The 23982-nt window shown below is 44.0% G+C and carries 19 protein-coding genes; 6 read left to right on the top strand and 13 right to left on the bottom strand.

The features are described 5' to 3' along the window. Position 1: 1 nt before the first annotated feature. The 4 genes from AO498_RS08900 to AO498_RS08885 all read right to left on the bottom strand — a co-directional run bounded on the left by AO498_RS08900 (position 2) and on the right by AO498_RS08885 (position 3501). The gene (locus AO498_RS08900) at positions 2-799 is read right to left on the bottom strand and encodes a hypothetical protein (protein ID WP_067546241.1); all 798 of its coding nucleotides are present in this window, start codon (positions 797-799) and stop codon (positions 2-4) included. 173 nt (positions 800-972) lie between these two features. Next, complete coding sequence (locus AO498_RS08895) at positions 973-1341, bottom strand: nuclear transport factor 2 family protein (protein ID WP_067546237.1); 369 nt, start codon at positions 1339-1341, stop codon at positions 973-975. Positions 1342-1565: 224 nt separating this feature from the next. After that, complete coding sequence (locus AO498_RS08890) at positions 1566-2780, bottom strand: MFS transporter (protein WP_067546234.1); 1215 nt, start codon at positions 2778-2780, stop codon at positions 1566-1568. A 145-nt stretch (positions 2781-2925) separates the two neighbouring features. After that, complete coding sequence (locus AO498_RS08885) at positions 2926-3501, bottom strand: Crp/Fnr family transcriptional regulator (protein WP_067546231.1); 576 nt, start codon at positions 3499-3501, stop codon at positions 2926-2928. A 165-nt stretch (positions 3502-3666) separates the two neighbouring features. On the opposite strand from AO498_RS08885, the gene AO498_RS08880 reads away from it, so the two are divergent. The 5 genes from AO498_RS08880 (at position 3667) to AO498_RS08860 (ending at position 10457) form a co-directional block, all read left to right on the top strand. Continuing rightward, entirely contained in the window at positions 3667-4560 is an 894-nt protein-coding gene (locus tag AO498_RS08880; RefSeq protein ID WP_067546228.1) for a hypothetical protein, read from the top strand. Positions 4561-4777: 217 nt separating this feature from the next. After that, complete coding sequence (locus AO498_RS08875) at positions 4778-6088, top strand: TolB family protein (RefSeq protein ID WP_082792290.1); 1311 nt, start codon at positions 4778-4780, stop codon at positions 6086-6088. Positions 6089-6115: 27 nt separating this feature from the next. Next, positions 6116-7516 (top strand): Gfo/Idh/MocA family protein, encoded by a 1401-nt coding sequence (locus AO498_RS08870; protein WP_067546224.1) that lies wholly within the window; start codon positions 6116-6118, stop codon positions 7514-7516. Positions 7517-7721: 205 nt separating this feature from the next. Further along, positions 7722-8180, top strand: a complete 459-nt coding sequence (locus AO498_RS08865; protein WP_067546221.1) for a (2Fe-2S)-binding protein — start codon at positions 7722-7724, stop codon at positions 8178-8180. A gap of 9 nt (positions 8181-8189) precedes the next feature. Then, positions 8190-10457 carry a xanthine dehydrogenase family protein molybdopterin-binding subunit gene (locus tag AO498_RS08860; RefSeq protein ID WP_067546219.1) on the top strand — a complete coding sequence of 756 codons (2268 nt, stop codon included), beginning with the start codon at positions 8190-8192 and terminating at the stop codon, positions 10455-10457. A gap of 116 nt (positions 10458-10573) precedes the next feature. Here the strand turns inward: AO498_RS08860 and AO498_RS08855 are convergent, their stop codons facing one another. Together AO498_RS08855 and AO498_RS08850 are read right to left on the bottom strand one after the other, a co-directional pair. Then, a complete protein-coding gene (locus tag AO498_RS08855) occupies positions 10574-11548 on the bottom strand; it encodes an ion channel (RefSeq protein WP_067546215.1) in 975 nt (324 codons plus the stop codon). Positions 11549-11677: 129 nt separating this feature from the next. Beyond that, the gene (locus AO498_RS08850) at positions 11678-13144 is read right to left on the bottom strand and encodes a pyruvate kinase (RefSeq protein ID WP_067546212.1); all 1467 of its coding nucleotides are present in this window, start codon (positions 13142-13144) and stop codon (positions 11678-11680) included. 177 nt (positions 13145-13321) lie between these two features. On the opposite strand from AO498_RS08850, the gene AO498_RS08845 reads away from it, so the two are divergent. Further along, positions 13322-14041: a DUF4397 domain-containing protein gene (locus AO498_RS08845; RefSeq protein ID WP_067546209.1), complete on the top strand. Its 720-nt coding sequence runs from the start codon at positions 13322-13324 to the stop codon at positions 14039-14041. Positions 14042-14175: 134 nt separating this feature from the next. Here AO498_RS08845 and AO498_RS08840 read toward each other — a convergent pair whose 3' ends face one another. The 7 genes from AO498_RS08840 to AO498_RS08810 form a co-directional block, all read right to left on the bottom strand. Then, positions 14176-15483, bottom strand: a complete 1308-nt coding sequence (locus tag AO498_RS08840) for a hypothetical protein (RefSeq protein ID WP_067546206.1) — start codon at positions 15481-15483, stop codon at positions 14176-14178. Beyond that, the gene (locus tag AO498_RS08835; RefSeq protein WP_148660210.1) at positions 15470-16018 is read right to left on the bottom strand and encodes an RNA polymerase sigma factor; all 549 of its coding nucleotides are present in this window, start codon (positions 16016-16018) and stop codon (positions 15470-15472) included. The genes AO498_RS08840 and AO498_RS08835 overlap by 14 nt, the downstream gene beginning before the upstream one ends. A 136-nt stretch (positions 16019-16154) precedes the next feature. Further along, a complete protein-coding gene (gene priA / locus AO498_RS08830; RefSeq protein WP_067546200.1) occupies positions 16155-18674 on the bottom strand; it encodes a replication restart helicase PriA in 2520 nt (839 codons plus the stop codon). A gap of 3 nt (positions 18675-18677) precedes the next feature. After that, entirely contained in the window at positions 18678-20708 is a 2031-nt protein-coding gene (locus AO498_RS08825) for a thioredoxin domain-containing protein (RefSeq protein ID WP_067546196.1), read from the bottom strand. Positions 20709-20879: 171 nt separating this feature from the next. Then, positions 20880-21851: a GSCFA domain-containing protein gene (locus tag AO498_RS08820; RefSeq protein ID WP_067546193.1), complete on the bottom strand. Its 972-nt coding sequence runs from the start codon at positions 21849-21851 to the stop codon at positions 20880-20882. An 81-nt stretch (positions 21852-21932) separates the two neighbouring features. Continuing rightward, positions 21933-23273 (bottom strand): TolC family protein, encoded by a 1341-nt coding sequence (locus AO498_RS08815; RefSeq protein WP_067546191.1) that lies wholly within the window; start codon positions 23271-23273, stop codon positions 21933-21935. Beyond that, positions 23254-23934, bottom strand: a complete 681-nt coding sequence (locus AO498_RS08810; protein WP_067546189.1) for an ABC transporter ATP-binding protein — start codon at positions 23932-23934, stop codon at positions 23254-23256. Before AO498_RS08810 ends, AO498_RS08815 begins: the two co-directional genes overlap by 20 nt. Between the last annotated feature and the right edge of the window lie 48 nt (positions 23935-23982).

Raw genomic sequence — 23982 nt, 5'->3', positions numbered from 1 at the left:
CCTATTTTTTGGAGAAATTAGTTGAAAAATTATACAACAAGCTAAGGTTCCAGACGAGGTTATCTCCAGCTACGTCTGATTTGATTTTTTGGTTAAACAAAGTTTGAAAACCGATAGGAAAATCCTTTTTGGTAACTGTAAATGAAGAGGTAACATAAGTCCCAGTCACCCCATCCACACTTAAAAAATACACCTGAGGATTCATTCTTAAGCTGATTTCCTTACTGAGCGCCAGATTGGAAAACACAGTATTCAAAGCCAAAAATTTCGAGCTTTTAGGAGGAATAGGATTTAATCCATGGCCTTGCAAATAATAAATCCCCACACTAAAGTGATTATTGACTTTATACATTGGCAAAATTTCTCCGGCTATAAATCGCTGAGTTCCCATCATAGTTACAGGCTTACCATCGACCAAAACTGTCATATCTCGAAACATGAACGCAGGGTGAGCGCCAACACTCAGGGTAAAGCGCTTGTCTTTGATGACTTTATATCGTCCCCAAAGGACAAAAGTCCAAGGCTTCCCATCCATCCCAAATCGAAACATCGGATCAAAAGAAAGTCGCTCGCCTCCCACACTAAAATCAAAGAAGGCTGCAGGTCGCCCTAGAGAAAAGGATGGAATCAGGGAAATACCATTATTAGTAGCGGTAACTGTGCCATTTACATGGAAGGTTTTTGCTTGCTCCACGGTCTGAGAAAAGCTTACACTTTGAAAACATGCAACAGTCAATACGAACAGGGCGAAAGTTTTGCCTAAGGAATGAACTCGAGCAGGAATAGGATTGATAAACATAGGTTTGGATAATAAATCTGGGCGCAAAAGTGACTATTTCCCATCGATATAGCTAATCCTAATCGAACGAAAACTTATAAAAATCAAACAATGGTTTACAAAACTATCTAAGGCTAAAAATAAAATCAGCCAACTGGAATCCAATTGGCTGACACTAACTTTCTATTAAATTATTAATGGGGCTCGTTGAAATGAGAGGAAACCAACTTCCAGCCTCCTTCGCGCTCTACCCAAACATCCAAAAAATGGAGGCCGCCGGAATGTTCTTCTCCTTTGATCGCATAGGTAATTTCGCCTTCGCCATGTACCACACCTGTATTGCCATACACGCGCGCAAATGCCCACTGCAAATGAAGATTTTTCAAGGCCATAGAACCCGATTTGACTATTTCTAAAATTTCTGATTTGGTCTCCGGTTTCCCATTTGAACAAATCAAAACTCCCTGATCATCAAACAAATTGGAAATACTATCCAAGTCTGATTTTTCCCATTTTTCAAATTTTTCCTGGGATAAGCGGATCAACTCTGATTCTGTAATCATAAGCGATGTTTGGGGGTTAAGCGGGTGTAAAAATTATTACGCAAAGGTCGTGCTAGGTTTTCAATCCCTTGGGTTTAACCAATCAATCAATTTTCCCAATTCACATCATCAAATTAATCGAAAAGAAGGGTACGCTGAAGAATGAAAAAATTAGGAAATGAGAAAACTCATTGATTTGTAAATGAATAGCACTGAGCATTCCTAATCCCTTACTTTTATTAAAATCAAGACCAAAGCTTGTGTCGGCCTTTCATCCGAAATTGGATAATGATCGCTGAAACAACGGTCAAAAATCCAATAAATCCTATCGCCCAGTCGATCCCCAGAAGGTCCGCAATGATTCCAGAAAAAAGAGCACCGATGACATACCCCAAATCTCTCCAAAGTCTAAATACCCCAATACTTTCTGCCCGCTGTTTGGGAGTAGTAAACTCTGCGATGGTGGTTAAAAAGGTAGGATATACCATGGCCGTCCCAAATCCTAATAATCCCGAGATTAGAACTAACTGTGAGAAATCAGAGGTTTGTAGAATTCCAAAAATCGCCAATCCCTGCAATAGCATCCCCCAAAAAAGTAGTCCTTTTTTGGATAAATGATCAGATATTTTACCTGTAAACAGCTGACCGATTCCCCAAACTGTCGGGTAAATTCCTGCCAGAAAGCCAATTTGTTCGTGGTTAAAATCCAAGGATTTCAGAAAAATTGGATACAGACCCCAGATCATCCCATCATTAAGGTTGTTGACTAGGCCAGCTTGAGTCACCGAACTGAGGGTTTTGTTTTTAAAGGTAGTTTCCCAAAACACATTTTTTAAGGGTTTGGCGACTGTAAAAGCTCCCTCTTTTTGGACAAAGGCTCGGGTATCTTTCACCCAAATCCAACTCAAAAGCAAGCCGATGATTGAAATCCCAATACCCAAATAAAAAGGATATGGGGTCACACCATAGTGCTGGGCCAACCATCCAGTCAAAAATGCTACGATTCCTACCGAAAAATATCCGGCAAATTCATTGAGCCCCATTGCAAATCCCCTGTTCCTTTCTCCTACCAAATCGATCTTCATGACAATCGTACTGCTCCAGGTAAATCCTTGGCTAATGCCCAAAAGGATGTTCGCGAAAATCACCCAATTCCAGCTTGGAGCAAAAATCAAAATGAACGGAACCGGTAAGGCAAGAAGCCATCCATAAATAAGGAGGTTACGACGTCCTATTTGATTAGCCAATCGCCCGGCGAAATAATTGGAGATTGCCTTGGTCAAACCAAAAGCAGCAATGAAAGACAATAGAGCAGTTTTGGATTCTACACCAAATTCAAGCTTAGCAAACTGTGGGAAAATGCTCCGCTCTAATCCGATCATGCCTCCAACAAAGGCATTGATTAGAACCAGTAAGGAGAATTGTTTCCAGTTTTCTTTTAGACCAAGTTGAGGACCCATGGTTTTCTGAGGCTAGAAAACAAAGGTCAAGTGCAAAGATTCGGAAAGCTTTTACAAATGTTAAAAAAGGAATTCACCGCAATTTCTTAGAGTGATCAGTTTGTAGTCTCAGTTTCCAGTGTTGTCAACTGCTACTGCAAACTGCCTACTTTCTTTGCCCTCGGATTCGACTGAGACTTACTTGAGTGATCCCCAAAAACGAAGCGATATATTTTAGGGGTAAAGCCTGAACCAATTCTGGCTTTTCTTCCAACAATTTGGCATAACGCTCCTCCGCGGTCTGAAACTGGATATTTTCTAAACGGCGAAGTGTTTCCACATACGATTGCTGAACAAGCTTTCGAAATAATCGCTCTAGATCTGCATGCTTATCAAACAATTGAAAAAGTGGATCGGCAGGGATTGCCACAACGGTAGAATCTTCCAATGCTTGGATTGCCTTTCGACTTGGCAACTGTGTGAATAGGCTTTCCGCTCGAATAATCAAATCCTTAGGAAACGCGAAATACTCCGTTACCTCCACTCCATCTTTCAAATAATAAATCCTTCCAATCCCCGAAAGCATAAAATAGATGGTCTTGCAGGTCGCCCCCACCGATTGGATCTCCTCATTTTTATGATAGGATTTGATGGAGCAAAGGGAAACTAGACTATCATGCGCTTCTTGGGAAAGAGATTGAACCGATTCAAAAAAAGAAAGCAATGGAGTTAAAGCGGACATTTTCGATGATTTGGAAGGAGAAACGCAAGATTAAATTTGTTCCCGATAGTATCCGATGATCTGAACCTAAATTCAGAATTTAATTGCAATCGGGCTTGGAACAATTTAAAAAGAAACTCTTATTTAGTAACATCAAATACTCGTTATCCTAACAGCTTCTTTTCAATGATTCGATTTACCGCATTATTCCTTTTGGTCTTCAATTCCATCCAGCTTAATGCACAAGTACAAATTCTAGCGGAACAAGATCAAGAACGAAACCTTACCCTATTTGCGCTGAATGACCATAAAATTCCCTATACCATCCAAATTCAATTTCAAGAACTTAAAAACCTCGAATCCTTAGAAGGTGAATTGATTTATAAAGTTGCCAAACCAGGGAAAAGTACCTTGGTCAAACTTCAATCGATCTATGGAAATGAAAACATTGGGTTTAGATATAACACCAAGCTGTATAAGGGCGACTTTCAGCAATCCCTCCCGAGCGAGAATCCTTATTTGATCCCACTTGAGCCAGGCAGCAAGACGACCATGCGCCCTCTCACGGTCTCTTTTTCGCCAAATACTAAAAGTGAGAAAAACCAGCCTTACACAGGAGCCCTCTTCCTATTCCAAGAATCCAAAAATGTGACTGCCCCGCGAAAAGGAATTGTATCTGAATTAAAAATGGATTCTGAAAAAGTTTCCGAAGGTCCTTCAGATTTTGCTTCTGAAAACTACATTGAAATTTATCACCAAGATGGAACCTTCACAAGACTATCAGGACTAAAGGCAAATTCAGCGCAAGTTGAAATCGGAGATTTGGTGATTCCCGGACAAGCTGTCGCTGCTCCATCAACTTACCCCAATTCAGACCTCTTTCAAGTAAAAATGATTCAAAGCAGATGGGAAATGGACATTAAGGGTGTACTCTGGATTAATTACCCGGTTAAGATTTACACTGAAAAAGGTTCGATTGCATCTGACCAGGTAGAAGAAGAGATCACTGTTCTCCACCCCACCGATTTAATCACCCTAGAAATGGACAAAAAAGAGCTGAAGAAATATATTGGGAAATAATACAGGAAGACAGTCAAAAAACACAAATACTTCTCCTAATGTAAAACCCATTTTTTTCCGACTATCTATTCCAATTGTTTCCTGAGACATTTTTTCAATTCATCCTTTTTGGTTTTTTCTAACTTATAAGGAGTTCTTTTCTCACCCAAAATCCACCTTCAATCACACCATGAAAATTCTGAAAAAGAGTTTCCTATTCAACAATTCATTGCTTTCGATGAACACAAAACTAGTTCCGTCTCTTTTTTTGATGGTTCTATTGGTTCATAGTCTACCAGCACAAACACCCAGTGATTCTGTAGCTATCATTCAACTTTTGGAAAAAGAAGGCTTGACTTGGCGAATGGGAGATCGGCAAGGTCATGCGGATTGTTGGCTGGATCAACCCTACAGCCGAATCCTTACCTCGACTACCTCTGGGCAGTTTTTCGATGCTCCAGCATCCTTGATGAAAAATCCTCCTGCTTCCATGTTCGGGAATGGAGGATTGGCGATTCTTTCCAACTTCAAAATGGCCATTTATCCAAGCAATGCCTGGGTGAGTCATGATGAAATTTCAGTTGGGAAAGATGGACGACCTACCCACTCTACGGAAATCAGAATGCTGGAAAAAACTTCGCAAGGCTGGAAACTCGTCGGGCAATCCAACCACCAGCACGCAGCCCCTGATTCCAAAAAAGACACCACGAGTTTTATCCACACCGTAGATATCACCACCGGCCGATTGGAGACTTTAGCCACACTGCGAAAACATGTGGAAGCTCCAAACTGGCATCCAGACAATTACTTGATTTTAAACAGTCTGGGAAAGATTTACACCTTTGATCTCGCATCCAAAGAAATGAAACTTTTGGACACAGGATTTGCCACTGCATGCAACAATGACCATGGTATTTCTCCCGACAAAAAATGGCTTGCCATTAGTCACAATGATAAAACTGACCCCTCGCCAAAACCTTACAAATCGGTTATTTATATTCTTCCGATTTCTGGAGGAGAACCGAGAAGAATCACCTCTGAAGTAGTATCCTATTGGCATGGATGGAGTCCCGACGGGAAGACCCTTGCCTATACAGGAGAGCGAAACGGGAATTATGATATCTACACCATCAGTACCCAAGGTGGAAAAGAAAAAAGACTAACCACAGCCGAAGGATTAGATGATGGACCAGATTACTCTCCGGATGGAAAATACATTTACATCAACTCTTTCCGAACAGGACACATGCAGCTTTGGAGAATGGATACCAATGGCAAAAATCCAGAACAGCTAACCTTCGATGAGTATTCCAACTGGTTCCCTCACCCTTCACCTGACGGAAGATGGATTGCCTACATTTCCTATATGCAAAATCAGGAGCAAGGACATCCTTTCGGGAAAGAAGTAAAAATTCGACTGATGAATCTCGAAACCAGAGAAATCAAGGATTTAACGCCGGTTTTCTTTGGTGGACAAGGCTCTTTCAACGTACCTTCATGGAGCCCTGACAGCCAAAAACTAGCTTTTGTCAGTTATGCAATTAATTAACCTTTAGAGTAATAACCCTACAAACCTATGTCTAAGCATTCTTCTGCCTCTCGAAGAAAATTCCTTCAGCAATTAGGCGCAACCAGCCTAGCCACGGCCGCGACCCCTCTCCTTACGCTCGGAGCTCAAGAAAAAGCCGAAGAACGGATCCTCCACTATGAGCGCAAGATTTCCTCCAACGATACCATTCGAATCGGAGTAATCGGCTACGGCGTTCAAGGACATTTTGATTTAACTACAGCGCTCAAAGTTCCCGGCGTAGAACTAGCCGGAATTTGTGATTTATACACTGGTCGGTTAGAAAATGCCAAAGAGCAATTTGGCCCCGATTTATACACGACCAGAAATTATAAGGATTTACTCGACCGACCGGATATTGATGCGGTATTGATTTGCTCGATGGATTGTTGGCATGCTCAGATGACCTTGGATGCCTTGGCCAAAGGAAAGCATGTGTACATCGAGAAACCGATGGTTTCGAAAATTTCCGAAGGTTATCCCGTGATGGAAGCCGCCAAAAAATCTGGCAAAGTACTTCAAGTAGGAAGCCAGCGAGTCAGCAGCATTGGCTATCAAAAAGCTAAAGAACTTCTAGCGTCAGGAGAAATCGGACAATTGAATATGGTGAATGCCGTCTACGATCGGCAAAGCTCAATTGGTGCTTGGGAATACACCATTCCAAAGGATGCCAGCGCAGAAACGACCGATTGGGAGCGATTTATCGAAGTGACGGAAAAAATGGAGTTTGACGCTAAGAAATTCTTCTGGTGGAGAGCTTTCAAGGAAGTTGGAACCGGCGTTGCTGGGGATTTATTTATCCACCTGCTTAGTGGCACTCATTTGATCACCAATTCCAAAGGCCCTGAAACGATCTTCAGCACGGGTCAACTTAGCTATTGGAAGGATGGAAGAAATCTTCCAGACGTCATGTCAGGAATCATGCAATATCCCGATAGCCCAGAGCATCCAGGCTATTTGATGACCTTGCAGGTAAACTTTATCAGTGGAACAGGAGGACAGGAAATCATCCAGTTGGTCGGTTCGGAAGGAGTCATGACACTCAAGGGAAATGGACTGACCGTAACGCATAGCATTTTACCAGAAGCACCAGGATTTGGAGGTTATGATTCCTTGTTTACTTTCTCCAAACAGATGCAAGATGAAATGCGCGCTGAGTATGATGCCAAATGGACACCCGAGCAGCGAAGACGCCCAACCAAAGAAGACATTATCTTCAAAGCTCCGGATGGGTACAGCGATCACTTGGATCACTTTACCAACTTCTTTGATGCGATCCGAACTGGAAATCCAGTAGTTGAGGATGCGGAGTTTGGATTCCGGGCTGCTGCTCCTGCTTTAGCCTGTAACGAAAGTTATTTTGATAAAAAAATCATCCACTGGGACCCGGTAAATCTGAAGTTGAAGTAATAGGAAAACGCTAAATCCAACCTCGAAAGGGTTGGATTTAGTTTTTAAGGCGTTTTAGTAAAGTTTTAAGACTAGAATTCAAAAGCCCAACTTCTAAAAATCTTGCCGCCTTTTAAACTACTTGATTTCTAAAAGCTTCCGTTTGAATTTCGTAATACTGACACCACCACAAATTCCTAACTTGAACTTCTAAATTGAACATACCATGGCCCTTTTCAATCTAACAATCAATGGCAAATCCCAACAAGTCGATGTGGATCCAAGTACCCCCATGCTTTGGGTATTGAGAGATCACTTGGATTTGGTGGGTACTAAATTTGGTTGCGGTATCGCCCAATGCGGCGCCTGCACCATTCATTTGGACGGTAATGCAATACGCTCTTGCCAGCTTCCAGTTTCGGCAGCAGAAGGTGCTCAAATCACCACCATCGAAGGTCTTTCTGAAAATGGAGATCACCCTGTTCAGCAAGCTTGGCTGGAGCACGATGTCCCTCAGTGTGGTTATTGCCAAGCGGGTCAAATCATGAGTGCAGCAGCACTTTTGGCCCAGAATCCAAATCCTTCGGATACCGATATCGACAATGCGATGAATGGAAATATCTGCCGTTGCGGAACCTATACCCGAATCAAAGCAGCGATTCATACTGCCTCCAAAAACCTTTAATCCAAGACTATGGCAACTATCAATAAAAATTTAGATCGTAGATCATTTTTGAAAGTATCCGCCTTAGCGGGTGGAGGGATGATGCTCAGTTTTAGCTGGCTCGCCGGCTGCAAGCCTACTCTGGAGGAAGAGCTATTGGCGATGCCTAAAGAATGGTTTGAACTGAATAGCTATATCAAAATCGGAGAAAACGGAGCCGTTACGCTTTATTCTCCCAACCCGGAATTCGGTTCCAATGTCAAGACCTCCATGCCGATGATTTTGGCAGAGGAACTCGATACAGATTGGAAAAATGTATTCGTGGAGCAAGCTGACTTCTGGCCTACTCGAATCGAGCGTCAATTCACCGGAGGAAGTCAAGGAATTCGACAAGGTTGGACTCCACTTCGAACCGCCGGAGCAACAGCCCGGGCCATGCTGATCGCAGCAGCGGCACAAACCTGGAATGTACCCACTGCAGAAATCACCACTTCAGCTGGAATTATTGAACACAAAGGAAGTGGTAAAAAAGCCCATTATGGAGAAATGGCTTCTCTTGCTGCCACCATGGAGGTACCTGAGGAGGTTACGTTAAAAGAAATTTCTAGCTTCAAAATCGTCGGAAACTCCAAAAAGAATGTCGATGGTGCAAAAATCGTAACCGGAAAACCGCTTTTTGGAATTGACCACAAAGTAGAAGGAATGAAGTACGCGGCCATCGTACATCCTCCTGCTTTCGGAATGAAACTCAAATCTTTTGACAAAAGCTCAGTAAGTGGGATGTCTGGGATTATGGATGTCTTTTCGATCAACTTATTTAAAGACGACTACGGAAGAAATTTCTTTGACACCGCTACGTTCCCAGAGATTGTAGCCATAGTTGGAAATTCTACCTGGGAGGTGATGCAAGCCAAAAAGTCCTTGGTAGTCGAATGGGAAAATGCACCGGAAGAGAGCTTTGAAATAGCAGGATTCGGTGGTCGAGGCAATTCAAAAGTCACAGTGCCAGCGGGTCTAGAAAACACCAACCGTCATAAGGAACGAATGGCCGAGTACATCCAGAAGCCTGGCAACGTAGTTCGACGAGATGGAAATCCGGAAGAAGCCTTTAAAAAGGCAGCCAAAGTGATTGAAAAAACCTATTCAGCACCATTCTTGGCGCATAATACCATGGAACCGATGAACTGCTTTGCAGATGTCAAAGGAGATCAAGCGGTGATTTATGGTCCCACTCAAGCTCCAGAATTTATTGCCAACACTTTGGCAAGCAGCTTGGGGATTCCAAAAGAAAATATCCAAATCAATCTTGCCCGAATGGGAGGCGGATTTGGACGAAGAGCTTATAGCCACCACATGACCGAAGCAGCATTGATTTCTCAGAAAATTCAAGCTCCGGTAAAGATGGTCTACACGCGTGAAGATGATATGTCCGCTGGGGTGTATCGTCCTACTTATTCTGCCACATATCGGGCTGCATTGGATGAAAACAACAACTTGTTGGCACTGCATGTAAAAGCTGGCGGAATTCCTGAAACTCCCCTTCATGCCAACCGATTCCCTGCAGGAGCCATCGACAATTACTTGGCGGAAGCTTGGCAAATCGAATCCAACATCACCATTGGAGCATTCCGCGCACCACGATCCAACTTTATCGCAGCGGCTGAGCAAAGCTTCTTGGATGAATTAGCGGAAGTTATGGGCAAAGATCCCATCGAATTCCGTTTGGAATTGCTCAAGCGGGCAGAAACCAATCCGGTAGGTGAAAACAACGATTACGATGCTAAGCGCTATGCGGGAGTTCTCGAACTCGTGCGTGAAAAATCCAATTGGACCTCACCTGCACCAGGAGTAAGTAGAGGCGTCTCGGCGTATTTCTGTCACAATTCGTATGTCGCTGAAGTTGTAGACACGGTTATCAAAGACTCCAAACCAGTGGTAGAGAAAGTAGTCGCAGCAGTGGATTGCGGAATCGTCGTCAATCCGGACGCTGCCACCAATATGGGTGAAGGAGCTATTATCGATGGCATAGGAAACGCCTTCTTTGGTGAATTAGCCTTTGAAAATGGGGCACCTAACAAGACGAACTTTGATAAGTACCGAATGATTCGACATAAGGAAGCACCTAAGTCTATCGAAATTCACTTTGTGGAAAGTCAGGAGGACCCAACAGGATTGGGAGAACCTTTCTTCCCTCCTGTCTTCGCCGCCCTAGCCAACTCCTTGTACAAGGCAACCGGCAAGCGCTACTACGAGCAACCTTTTGCTCCGCAATTGGAGATGCAAAATTTGAAGATGTAATCCTTTGGGGTTTCCAAAAACCCAAAAGGTTTGAAGCCAAAAACGATATAACGAAAACAGCCCGAGGAGAAATCTTCGGGCTGTTTTCGTTTGGGAACAGATTGATTCAAGTATCCTCACACATTTAAAGGGGCTTCAACCGTCTCATTAATCTTATTTAAATCGATTAGATATCCATTTCCTTTTTCGGATAAAATAGGCACAAACTTTCTCCCCCAGACAAATTCAGAATAAAGATAGGAAGTCCTGACATGGACTGAATTGGAATAGGCATCATTATGACCTTCCAATGCAACCAGTATCTCAGTATCCGATGCAGCCAAACTTTCGGGGGTTTCATTGAAAAATGGACTTTCGGGTGTAATCGGATGGACCACCGTCCAACTTGTGGAGAAAAACTGAATAAAATCCCGTTCCAGAGCTAAGTTGTAATATTTCCGAATCAATTTCCCCGTGCTATCTGCCTCATTTCGACTCATCATCAAATTCACCGAAGTATTGATCAGTTGGCTATTTCGCTCATTGACTACACGAAACATCAATCCATTCATATCCAAGTACGGCGAAACCAATAAATGCTGGCTAAATAAAATCTTTGGACTTGGGGTACTAAATCGACCATAAACCAAGCCAGTGATAAGGGCAAACATCATTAATCCTAACAAGGCTTCTATCGCCGCCACCACATTCGTCAAGCTTCCCAGGGGACTGATATGCCCATAACCCACTGTAGTCAAAGTCTGGCTGCTGAAGAAAAATGCCCCCCAAAACGGAGAAATAAATTTCGTTTGTTCATCTATCCCACTGAGGTGCTCGAGACCTATCGAATAATAAATCCCTGCAAATACCAGATTAACCAGGAAATACGCCAGAGCAATGACCAAAACAAATTCAAAGACCGGCATGGTAATCAATCGATGATAGAGATTGAGCCGAGCTGAAAAAGATTGCCCGTTTCGCATAACATTAAACCTTCCATCGGGAAGTATCAAACGAGCCCGAGTACTGGTAGTCGCGGTCCCAAAGCCTGAGTCTTTCCGATTCCGCTCTTGCTCTAGTTTGGAGAAAGGATCCCCCGTCTTTTTAGCCATGGATTCATGCTTTTAGAAAATTGGATTCAAGCAAAAAATCAACTTAATCCTAGGTTTCAAAATAGAAATTAATCGGTTTTAAATGAAATAAGACTAAGCTTCTTTAGCTCCCTCAAAATTTTTTAACCCCTACTTATTTACCTCAAAAAATCGCTCTGCAATTTTCAATGGACGGAAAATCAATCGGTTCTTGATCTTTTGAGCTCGGCTTTTATGGGCGATTTCTCGGAGAGATCGTAGAACCTCCAGCGTATGTGGACCTTTGTTGATCATGATGCATTCAGCCAAGGCTGCCCGACCGGCATCGGTGATTTCAGCACGGGTTGCCACCCCTGACTTATGCAAGGATTCCAATACCTGTGTAGCCCAAATCACCGGCACATGAGCGGCCTCGCAAAGCCAAGAAATTTCCTCTTGAATCTCTACCAATCGCTCAAATCCTACCTCCACCGCCAAATCTCCCCTTGCGATCATCACCCCAAAATCAGGTGATCTCATCCCTTCCAATAACAGATCAGGCAAATGCTCCACGGCCTCTCGGGTTTCGATTTTGAGAATAATTGGAATTTCCCGGTCGGTTCGTTTGCTTAGCTTGTCACGAAGGAGTTCAATATCGCTTGGCATCCGGACAAATGAAAAACCTACTGTATCGGCATAGTTTGCCACAAAGGATAAACAGCTTTCGTCGTATTCGGTTAGGGATGGAATCGCCAAACTAGAATCGGGAAAATTCATCCCCTTTTCATTTTTCAGTTGGAACTTCTTGGTAGAAACGCGCTCCACCAAAAGTTTTGCTCCTCGATCGGTCATTTTTTCTACCCGACAGAGAATCAATCCATCGTCCATATAAACACGCTCTCCCACTTTCAAACTTCCAATCACTCCCTCTTCCTGTGGACTGATCACCACGTCTTTTCCAGAAAAACCCGCCCCTGAATCGCTCAACCAAAGCGATTGTCCAGGCTCAAGTTTGACTCGTCCCGCTGATTTTCCTTTTTTCAACAAAAGGGTTCGAAGCTTGGGACCTGCTAAATCCACATGGATCGCACAGGACAAACCTGATTCCTTACTAACCTTTCGAATGGCCTGCACCAATTGGATCCATGTTTTTTCATCATCATGAGCACAGTTGATTCGGGCCACAGTCATGCCATTTTGCATCAGCCGTAAAATCCATTCCGGCTGATCCAAAAAACTCTTATCGAAGGTCACCATTACCGAGTTGGACCAATCTGCAGCCTTCGGCCCAAAGAGTCGTTCTCTTCCATCCTCTATTTTTTGGGCGCCAAAAGTCATCGTACACGGACAAGGTGAATTAATCTCAACTCCCAATCGCTCCAAAGTCACCTGAATTTGTCTTAAGGTATGACTCTCGCAGCTTGCCAAGGAGGATAGGCCTAATTCATGAAGCTGATACTGCAAGTCCTGAGCCGCTGTATTCCGAAGCACCAAGTAATGGATCAGATTTCGGGCAGAGTTGATATTAACGGGAGCCAATTCAGAAATACGATCCTGAAAACGAGCAGATGCCTCCAACATGGAGCCTTGAAGGCTCTTCAGTTCAAAGGAAATTTGCTCAAGCAGCGGAGTAGACATGATATTCAGAGTAGTAGCACAAGTTCCACAAATTCACCCAAATCCATAGCGTTTACGTCGAATTTCAAGACTTAGATTTCTGAATTTTTGAAGGAGGTGAAGATTTTTTTAAAACTATTGAAGCGAATGAAATGGCATACTCGTCTTGCTCATGTATTTAAACTAAACCTACTACAAATGAAGAACCCGTTTCAACTTTTATCCCGTCAAACTTTGGGAAAATTGGGACTTTTGGCCGGAACAGTGGTATTGGCGACGGCATGCTTACCAGAATTAAATTCTGCCGATCTACCGCCTGCCGCATTTGTTTCCGTCTACAACGGTGCTCCTGATGCACCGGGAGTACAGATTTCCGCCAATTCCAATCTAGTCAATCCTGTTCCGCTCAACTATTCGGAATGGCTGGCCTACAGCGCTTTTTATCCGGGAAAAAGAGATTTCCGATTTGCCTCCTTTAATTCGGCCACTTCGCTGTTGGAACGTGAATTTGAACTGAAGGCAGACACGGTCTACTCGGTGTTTTTGGTGGAAGAAGTGGATGGCTATGAAGCGATTTTAACGCAAGACCAATGGGAAGATCCGACTGCGGCAGAGGCTCAACTTCGACTGGTTCACCTTTCTCCCGATGCGGGAGCCGTGTCACTCGAAGTAAGTGGTAGTGCAACTCCGGTTCTCAGTCAAGCGGAATTCAAGTCCATCAGTGATTTCTCATCGCTCAGCCCAGGCTCCACCACCTTGACCATAAAGTCTGCGGATGGAGAAAACTTGATTTCTACCGGAACACTCGAATTGAAAGGCAATCGAGTGTACACGCTGATTTTACGCGGATTAAAAAGTGAAGCCAGCGGAAGCAAAAAGCTGGACCTCCAACTGATCACCAATTACATCGATTTCTAACACTGGGTACTTTTTAAACTACTTCCCCCGAGGCCAATAACAGGTCTCGGGATTTTTTTTGATAAGACCTGACAGGTCTAAAAAAACCACCCAAAATTCCTTCTGGGTGGTTCAGTTGGTTTAGAATTCAGCACTTATTTTTTTCCGGTTTTTCCGAAGAGAATCTTAAAAGATGCCCCATAAAATCCTAGCTTCTGTCCCGCTCCGGCAAATTCCTGAAGTGGATAATTGTAAAACGGCATCAAAGCGTAACTCGTATGTTGGCGCTCAAAAATTCGAATATTCACTCCAAAATTGGCAGTGGCAAAAGGATAAAATCGCTGATCTGGCACTGGTAATTCACTCACTTGAGTAACCGGTTGAGACTGGAGTTTAAGCGTATTGCTAAAGGCTGATTCAGTATCTGCAACCGCTATCTGTCGGGTATAATTGGATTCGAGTTGAGCGCTTTGGTTAAACGCAATCAAATTTGAAAAGCCCGCTTGTACACTGATTGTTCCATTCGAAGTAACCGGATAGGTAACGTATAAAGGGATATCCACCTGGACCTGACGCACCTCCTGAGTTTCTCTGACTGCCGAAGCAAAGCCCGCTGCCTGGGCATAAAGCTGACGCTCACTGGCCTGATTGAAGTAATTGACACCTAAGCCGGAACTGATCGTCAACTTCTCCCCTAAATCCAAGCCCATCAATACGCCGAGATTCAAACTTGATCCAGAAGAAGGTTCATCTCCTCCAGAGGCTCCAAATCCTGAACCAAACCCAAGAGCCAAGGACTTACCTGATTTAGATTCTTTTTGATCTTCTTCAAGCATTTCCTCACCTACTTGCGCCATCAATTTGGCTTTGGCTTCCTCTTCGGACAAATAGGTGGGGGCAATTTCCTCTGCGGAAGTTTTCGGATTAGATTGATCTTCTTGAACAGAAACGATGACTCGCTCTTCCAGAGATTCCTTTGGTCTCTCTACCAAAGCCAATCCAGTGGCTAATTCTGGGGAAAGCGTCTTCGGAGTTTTGGACTCACTACTTTTTGCTTTTTTTCCTTGGGTTCCGGTCTTTACTTGGAGGCTTTCGGTCTGGCCGGTTTCTGTACTGAAGCTCTGTGTTTCATCCTGCAAATTTCCATTGGAGGAAGAGATTTTAGCTTCGCTTTCTACCGACTTTGGAGGCCCCTCATTTTCTTCTTGAGATCGATTCGCTGTGAGGTATTCGATCTCTTGGGAAGAGCTTGGATCGGTATCGGACCAAATCACACTTCCTACTGCCCATAGTAGCAGGAACGAAGCCGCAATTCCCCCTGCCCAATACCAAATCGGGCGAATCTTGGGTTGACGGTATCGCTCAAATGATTCCCAAGCTCCCTCCTCGTAAGGATGGGCTTGGTTTTCCTGATGCTGTCGGAGCAGGTCGCCGAGTTTCTTTTCTTGATTATCGTCCTGCATATTCTTTAAAATGATTTTGAATCAATTGTCTTAACCTGGTCTTGGCCCGAGTGAGATACACGCGGGAAGAACTCTCCGTAATCTCCAACCGCTCGGCGATTTCCCGATGGCTGTACCCTTCTACTTCATAGAGATTAAACACCAGCTGATGATCCTCGGGCAAGTGCTGAATCAGACGAATCAATTCTTGATAGTTCATCTGATCAGGCGCATAGACCGGATCAAAGACTGGAGTGTCTCCATCTGCTTCGGTATGATTTTGAAATTTCTTGTGGCGGCGGTAATAGTCGATGGCGGTATTGACGCAGATTCTTCTCAGCCATGCTTTGGGAGAAGGAATCTCCTGAATCTTTTGAAGCGAATCAAAGCCTTTGAGGAAGGTGTCATTGGTGATTTCCAAAGCGATATCCCGGCTTTTGGCATAGGATAAACTAATCCCCATGACATAGCCATAGTAGCGTTTGAAAAACAACTCCTCATGTTTTCTTGACCGCCGTTTGCAACCGGCAATCAATTCGGCATCCGTTAAATTCAACTCAATAAGATCTATTTCGCGCGGGAATTCCTCTGGTTAAAATCGGCTTGCATTCTCTGCCGATTTCGATATCAAGTACGTGACAAAGAAAAGAATCGCTACAATGCCCTCCAAAAAAGTGAAAAATTGATTTGAATTAGCTAGGATCAACATCCACCACCCACCGAACGGATCGGAATTCGGGAACGGATTGAAGCTCTTCAATGATTCGGGCTAAGTTTTCTTTGAAGACCGATTGGGTAGCACCCTGTCGGTCCAGTTTGATCAAGCTCTCGTACTGATATTGATTTTTGATACGGGCAATAATTCCTTTTTCCGGACCCAAAACAATCTTTTTCACCGCTACATTCGCCATCTGGTAATGGAGGGCGTGAGCTGCTTTTTCGGCGGTTTTTGCATCGGCATGCCGAGTTGTGATTTTGACCAACTTGACAAATGGGGGATAATAGTACTTCTTTCGATCGATCATTTCCTGACGGAAAAATTCAAAATAATCGCCCTGAATAACCTTCTGAAAAAGCTCCTGATCGGGGTTTCTACTCTGAATCACCACCTGACCCTGAATGTCCCGACGCCCTGCTCTTCCTGCCACTTGCGTAATTTGCTGATAGGCTCGTTCTCCGGCCCGGAAATCAGGGAAATTCAAAATCCGATCTCCATCCCAAATCCCCACGACCGTCACCTTTCCAAAATCCAATCCCTTGGTGATCATCTGAGTGCCAACCAAAATATCAATCTGGCCAGCTGCAAATTCGTCCAACAATCGCTGGTAGCCATACTTACTCCGAGTCGTATCCAAATCCATCCGCCCCATTCTTGCTTCCGGAAATAACAAACTCAAAGACTCTTCAATTCGCTCTGTTCCCATTCCCTGGGTACTTAGCTGGGTACTTCCACAGGCCGGGCAGGAACTCGGAATTTTCTCCTTATACCCACAATAATGGCATCGCAACTCCTCCGCAAACTGATGGTAAGTCAGACTTACATCACACTGCACGCATTGCCCAGTCCAGCTACAATCTTCACATTGCACGTAAGGGGAATAGCCTCTTCGGTTTTGGAAAATGATCACCTGCTGTTGCTGATCTAGCGCGTGTTGGATCTTTTCACGAAGCAACCGAGTGGAATCCAGTTTGAGCAAGTTCTTTTTTCGATCGGCGGAAATATTGGACAGGAAAAACTCAGGAAGGCTCGCATCTCCAAATCGATGGGATAGCTGCACATAGCCGTATTTTCCCTGGTTGGCATTGTAATAGGATTCAAAAGAAGGTGTCGCTGAACCCAAAAGGGTCTTGGCTTGATGGAAATAGGCCAGCATAATTGCCGCATCTCGGGCATGAAACCGCGGAGCTGGGTCAAATTGCTTGTAACTCGGCTCATGTTCCTCATCTACAATCACCAAACCCAAACTGTCAAATGGAAGAAAAATCGAGGATCTCACCCCAACCACAAATGGAAAACGTCCCGAAAGCACTCCATTCCAAACCTCCACGCGCTCATTGTCTGAATACTTGGAATGGTAAACACCCATTTGCGAACCGAAGACTTGTTTCAATCGACCTACAATCTGAGTCGTCAAGGCGATTTCTGGCAAAAGCATCAGGACCTGGGATCCACTTTCTAAAACTTCCTGAATCAGTTTGATGTAGATTTCTGTCTTTCCTGATCCAGTCACTCCATGAAGGAGGACCGACTGTTTCGATTCAAAATGAGTCTTTATCTCATCGAAAGCGACCTGCTGAGTCGAAGATAGCAGGGAAGCCTCGCGTTCAGCCTCCTCTTCATCGATGCGGTTGACGACATGCTTGAAACTTTCGAAGACCCCGTTTTTGATCAGCGTTTTCAGTGAACTTTCAGAATCTCCCTCCTCGAGCAAAGAAGCCTTGTCCACTCCTTTTTCATTAAGCTTCGGTTTATTGAAAACAGGAACATCTCGTAGGTATTTCAAGAGAATCGATTCCTGCTTGGGCTTTCCCTGAACTGCCTCAAAAATCGCTTCCAATGCCCCTTTGGATTGGACAAATTCTTCCTTGAGACGAATTCGGGTTTCTACCTTTGGCGTGTATTTTTCTTGGACTTTTTCAAAAATCAAAATGGCTTCTTTGGCAACCAAGCTTTTTAAAATCGGGTGAATCGTTTTTACACCCAGGATTTCCTCACAATCCTCATAGCTCAATTCTTCCTTTTTTTCGAGCGCCTCAAGGATTTTCTCCTCACGGACGTCTAGCGGATACTTGCTGGTTTCAAGGTCGAAATTTGGATTAGCCTGAATTTTACTTTCGGAAGAAAGCCGGAGTCCGGAGGGTATCGAGGCAAACATCACCTCTCCGATATGGCAGAAATAGTACTCCGCCATCCAAAACCAAAATCGAATTTGAAGTGGATTAACACTAGGCTGGTCGTCCAAAATGTCTAAAATCGGCTTTGCCTCATAGGCTTGAGGCGGCTTATTATGCACTTTTCCGATGATTCCGGTGAGGACTTTTTTCTTCCCAAACTGCACGATTACCCGCAGGCCGATTTGAATTTGGGGCTGCAGATTCTTGGGAATCTTATAGGTGAACATCCTCGGAATCGGAACAGGCAGGATAATATCAGCGAAATTATTTCCGCTGCTTGGGTCAAAAAAATCCTGATCAGAAAAGAGATTTTGCACGAATTAATTCAAATAGGGAAGTTGAGCCAAAGCATCTGCGACAGTGGAGACCGGTCTTCGGCATGCCCGATCAAAGCAGACATAAATTAAGGCATTTCCTGTCGGATCGGGAGTTTTTCCCTGAAGAATCGGGGCAGTTTCTGTCGGAATTTCCGACCATGCCAAGACCGCATTGGCAATTCCCAGCTGAAAAAACTCGTTCGCCAGATTCTTAGCACCTTTTCCGATGATCGCGATTTCGGCAGTCGGCACTAAATTCTCCAAATACAAATGTCCCCAGTTTGCCAAAAATCCAGGTTCTTTGGCAACTAACTCACTCATTCCTCCCAGCATATCCTTCGAGATCTTGGAATACGATTCCTCATAAGTCAACAAGGCAAGACGATGTAAGTTGCTGGCCATGATCGAATTAGAAGCTGGAATTACATTGTCGAAAATCTCTTTTTTGTTAGCAATCAAGGTCTCCGAACTTGGATTATTGAAGAAGAAAAATCCATCTGTTGGGTCAAAAAACTGATCGATACAACGATCGGTTAGGGACTTCGCAAATACCAAATGTTCACCTTCCCCCGTAGCTTCAAAAGCCATCAATTCGGCTCGAATCAACGCTGCGTAATCTTCCAGAAAAGCTGGAGTGTAGGCCTGCCCGCTTTTGTAGGAACGAAGCAAAACGCCCTCTTTTTCCAGACGAGTTCGAATAAATTTCAGGTTGTTCAGGGCTAAGTCCAACATCCGCCTTTCTCCAGTCGCATGATAGGCCTGAATCAATCCGGCATCCATCAACGCATTCCAACCCGTGAGTATTTTATCGTCTTTGCCAGGTGCAATTCGACGATTTCTGACTTCGAGAAGTCGGAATTTGACCTGATTCAGCTTTTCCTCAAACTCCTCTAGGCCCATTCCAAATTCGTCGGCAAGCTCTTGATAGGATTGAGTCTGAAAAAGAATACTCACTCCGTTTTCCCAATTTCCAAACGGCTTTAGCTTGTACAATTTACTCAACCAAGGAAGCTCCTCAGGCACTAATTCTTGCAATTCAGAGTAGGTCCAAGTATAAAATTTGCCTTCTTCACCTTCACTATCGGCATCCAATGCCGAGAGAAAACCACCTTCTTCTTGAAGCATTTCTGCCTCTAACCAAGCGACCGTTTCGGTTACTTTTTCCAGAAAAAATCGATCTTGACTGACCTGATAGGCTTTGGCATACAGTTCCAAAAGCTGCCCGTTATCGTAGAGCATTTTCTCAAAATGTGGCGCAAACCACTCCCCATCCACCGAATAGCGAGCAAATCCTCCTCGAAGATGGTCGTAGATACCTCCCATCCCGATTTTTTTCAGGGTAAAAAGGACCTTTTGGAGGTAAGATTCATTTTTGGAAAGCTTCGCATAATCCATCACCAAGTCCCAAACCACCGGCATGGGGAATTTGGGAACTCGATTCATACCACCCCATTTCTCATCAAATTGCCCGCTGAGTTTGGTCATGATCTCTACCAATTCATCCGGATCCAACTCTTTCTCCCCGAGCTGTATGCCGTATTTTTCGGTTTCTTTTCGCTGCAAAGCCCGACCAAATCCCTCTGCACTTTCCGCCAACTGATCCTCATGCTTGGCAAAAGCATCGGCGATATTGGCCAATAACTGCTTCCACTTTAGGTTAGGAAAATAGGTTCCTCCATAGAATGGCTTTTGGTTGGGCATCAAAAAGACATTCAGCGGCCAGCCCCCCTGCAATCCCATGGCCTGCACCGCATCCATGTAAATGTTATCAATATCAGGTCGCTCTTCTCGGTCGATTTTGATACAAATGAAGCTCTCATTCATTAAGCGCGCGGTGACGGCATCTTCAAAACTTTCCTTTTCCATCACATGGCACCAATGACAGGCCGAATAGCCAATCGAAACCAAAATCGGTTTGTTTTCCACCTTGGCCCGCTGAAGCGCCTCCGGACCCCAAGGGTACCAATCCACAGGATTATAAGCATGCTGCAATAAATAGGGGCTTTGGCTATGAATCAGTCGATTGGGTTTCATGGTGGGGAAGTATGGGAGTTAGGATGTTTGGAAGGATGGAGGTTTGGAGGTTGGTTAGGAGGTTGGGAAGTTAGGATTCAGGTTTTTGTATTTTCGGAACACAACATTTTTTAAAGACTTAGATACGCTCCTCAGGCTTAGGTCTTTTGTCTAGTGTCCTGATTCTTACTTCTAATTAATCTGCTTTTTGACTTCGACTATTTCCTCTGAAAAATCAAAATCTGCATTCAATCGTTCCAGTTTGCCGAGCAAATTCTGCAAGAATTTCTGATGTGAGGCGGAATTGGGATGAAAAGACCGATGCCCTAGATCGGTTTGGACGGCATGGATTTCTTTTATTTTGGCTTGGGTTTCGGGCGAAAAAGCGACCTGCTGCCATTTTTCCCAGATATATTCTTCTGCCTCTTGGGAAGGATGAATCAAATCTGATTTGTAAAACCGGTAATCCCGCAACTCATCCATCATAATCTCATAGGCTGGAAAATAGCTCACCGGAAACCTGCTTTTTTCCAGATTACCACACAAGACTCGAAGGAGGCTTTTACTGAGTTGATTTTCAGCAATTCCATCTTTGATGTGCCTCACCGGACTTAGCGTCAAAATGATAGTTAACTGAGGATAAACTTGGGACAGATTATGCAAAAGAGTCCGAAACTTATCCTCCATTTCGCTCAATGTGGCTAATCGCTTGGTAAAAATAGATTGCGGTTGCTTATGACAATTGGCTACAAATCCGTGGGACTCATGTTCGTAAATCCAAGCTGTTCCCAAGGTCAAAATCAGGTGAGAAGAAGACTGCAAGTAGTCTCTTATGCGCTGTTGTTGAGCCGTATACCGCTCGATCAACTCCTCCGGAGAGGTAGCAATTACTTCAGAATGAAAGGAATAATGTGTAAATAAACCTTCCCGCTCAATAATTCCAGAAGGATCAATTGGAATCTGAAAAATGGAGGACTCCAATAACTCCACCACATTGAAAGGATGAAATAGTGTCCCAAAAGGATTGATCAAGGTGTCAAACTTGACCTGTTGCATCCGAGCTCCTATAGTTTGAGCAAAACAGGAACCCAAGCTAACCACTTTCCCAGAATGAGAAATCGGATTAGCAAGAGGGGAAATTGGAAAATCGATAGACCATCGCATACTCCGAAGGTAAAAGGAAGGCGAAAATTTTCCCAAAATGTCCTGAGAAATACTATCCTTCCTTCCTTCCTTCTATTGGGCTTAATAATTCAAGGTACCCAGCGCGTAGTTCATCAAAACTTCCTGAAAATATAGGGTGTGGGCAGCCTGAGCCTGATCGGCTTGAGAATTTACCAAAGTTTGATTGGCTGTGGCCAAATCGACAAAGTTGGACAAGCCTAATCGAAAGCGCTCTGCCACTGCCAACTGAGCTTCTGTAGCAGCTTTGAGGCGAACAGAAGCATTCGCTGACTTTCGAAGTGCAACTTGGTAAGTTTGGTACGCCAACTTTACCTCTTGATAAACTTTACGGTCGAGGGCATCCCGACGGAGTCCTTGATTGTGATGGATCATTTTACTCCGTGCTACATCGACTCGGGATTGGAGTGCATTGAAAATGGGAACATTCAGGGAAAGCCCAAAGGTATTTTGAGGGTAGATATCCAATAACTGCGATCTCATGGGACGGCTATCCAGAGAGGTGTAAAACGTCCCATAGTTATAGAATGCACTTAATCGGGGAAACATCATGGCCTTGATCGCCTGATAATCCTTTTTGTAGGAATTCACCAATAGAGCCTGTTGCTGCAAGTCAGGTCGACTTTGAGACGCCATTTCGTACAATTGATCGATGTTAAGGCCGGCAAGATCATTGGTAAACGTGGACACATCCACCGGCTCCAAAACTGGAATTTTCCCCACCTCAAGCTGAAGATATTCAGCTAAAAGCCAGCGGTCATTTTCCAAAGCGAGTTCTGAATCCAACACCAACGATTCCACCCTTGCCACTTCGGCTTGTTGATTATACAAATCAGAAACTGTTCGTAGTCCAGCCTCTACAAAACCTTCGATTTGAAGCAGTTGCTTCTTTTGATTCACTAAGTTTTCGGTGGCAATTCGTAGCAGCTCCTGATCTAACAAAACCTGCATGTAGCGTCTAGCCACATCAAAGACAATCTGCTGTTTTGCACGGTCCAGACCTTTTTCACCCGCCTTTTGCGCCAAGATCGCCGATTGTGTATCGAGAATTCGACGGCCAGAATTAAACACCGGCATCGAAAGTCCAAAGCCGGGAGATACAATCTCATTGGTCTCTTTGGTCACAACAATTTCTCCTTCAATTTGCTGAAATTGCTGACCTGTTTGCCGCATAAAGGAAGAACTGAAATTGGCACTTGGCAAATGCCCTGCCATGGTAGATTGGGCATCTTTTTTCAAAACCTCTTGGGTATTTTGGAGGATTCTGTAGTCTAAATTTTTAGCCAATCCAATCGTAATTGCCTCTTGAAAGTTGATCTTCAAGGTATCTTGGGCTGTCGCCAAGGGACTTACAAAAGCACCGAAAATCAGTGCAAAAATCAGTTTAGTTAGAAATCGCTTCATCGCTTTCTATTCTTCCGTCTAGTAATTGAATTAATCTTGTTCCGTAATCGGCATTTTCCCGAGCATGGGTTGCCTGAATAATGGTTGTTCCTTCGGCATGCAATTCCTTAAAGACCTCCATGATCTCTTTTGCCTGCGCAGAGTGAAGGTTGCCCGTTGGTTCATCAGCCAATAAAATCCTTGGTTTGCCCGCAATGGCTCTCGCAATCCCGACCAATTGCTGTTGCCCTCCACTGAGCTGAGCCGGAAAAAGGTCTTTTTTGGCAACCATATTGAATCGATCCAACAGATCTGCAATGATGCTTTTTCGCTCCGCCGAACTGACCTTTCGGTACAACAGTGGCGTCTCAATATTTTCATAAACCGTCAATTCATCGATAAGATGATAGGCCTGAAAAATGTATCCAAATTCACTTTTGTGAAGACTGGTCCGTTCTTTTTCTTTCATTTGACGGATGTTATTCCCGCCAAAAAAGTAGTCTCCGGCATATTCCTCATCCAGCAATCCCAAAATATTGAGAAGGGTAGATTTCCCAGCACCAGAAGGTCCCATTAATGTCAAGAATTCACCTTCTTGGATGCTCAGGTGAATTCCCTTTAGCAGGAAAATTCGCTGAAATCGGGATTCGATGTATTTGTCTATGTTTTTAAGCTCGATCATTTTGACGTTTGAAAGTATTAGGAGTTAGCAGGTTTATTGTTCAGGATT

Origin of the sequence: Algoriphagus sanaruensis (genome assembly GCF_001593605.1) — a bacterium.
GTDB lineage: Bacteria > Bacteroidota > Bacteroidia > Cytophagales > Cyclobacteriaceae > Algoriphagus > Algoriphagus sanaruensis.
This window is presented reverse-complemented; position numbering and strand designations above follow the sequence as displayed.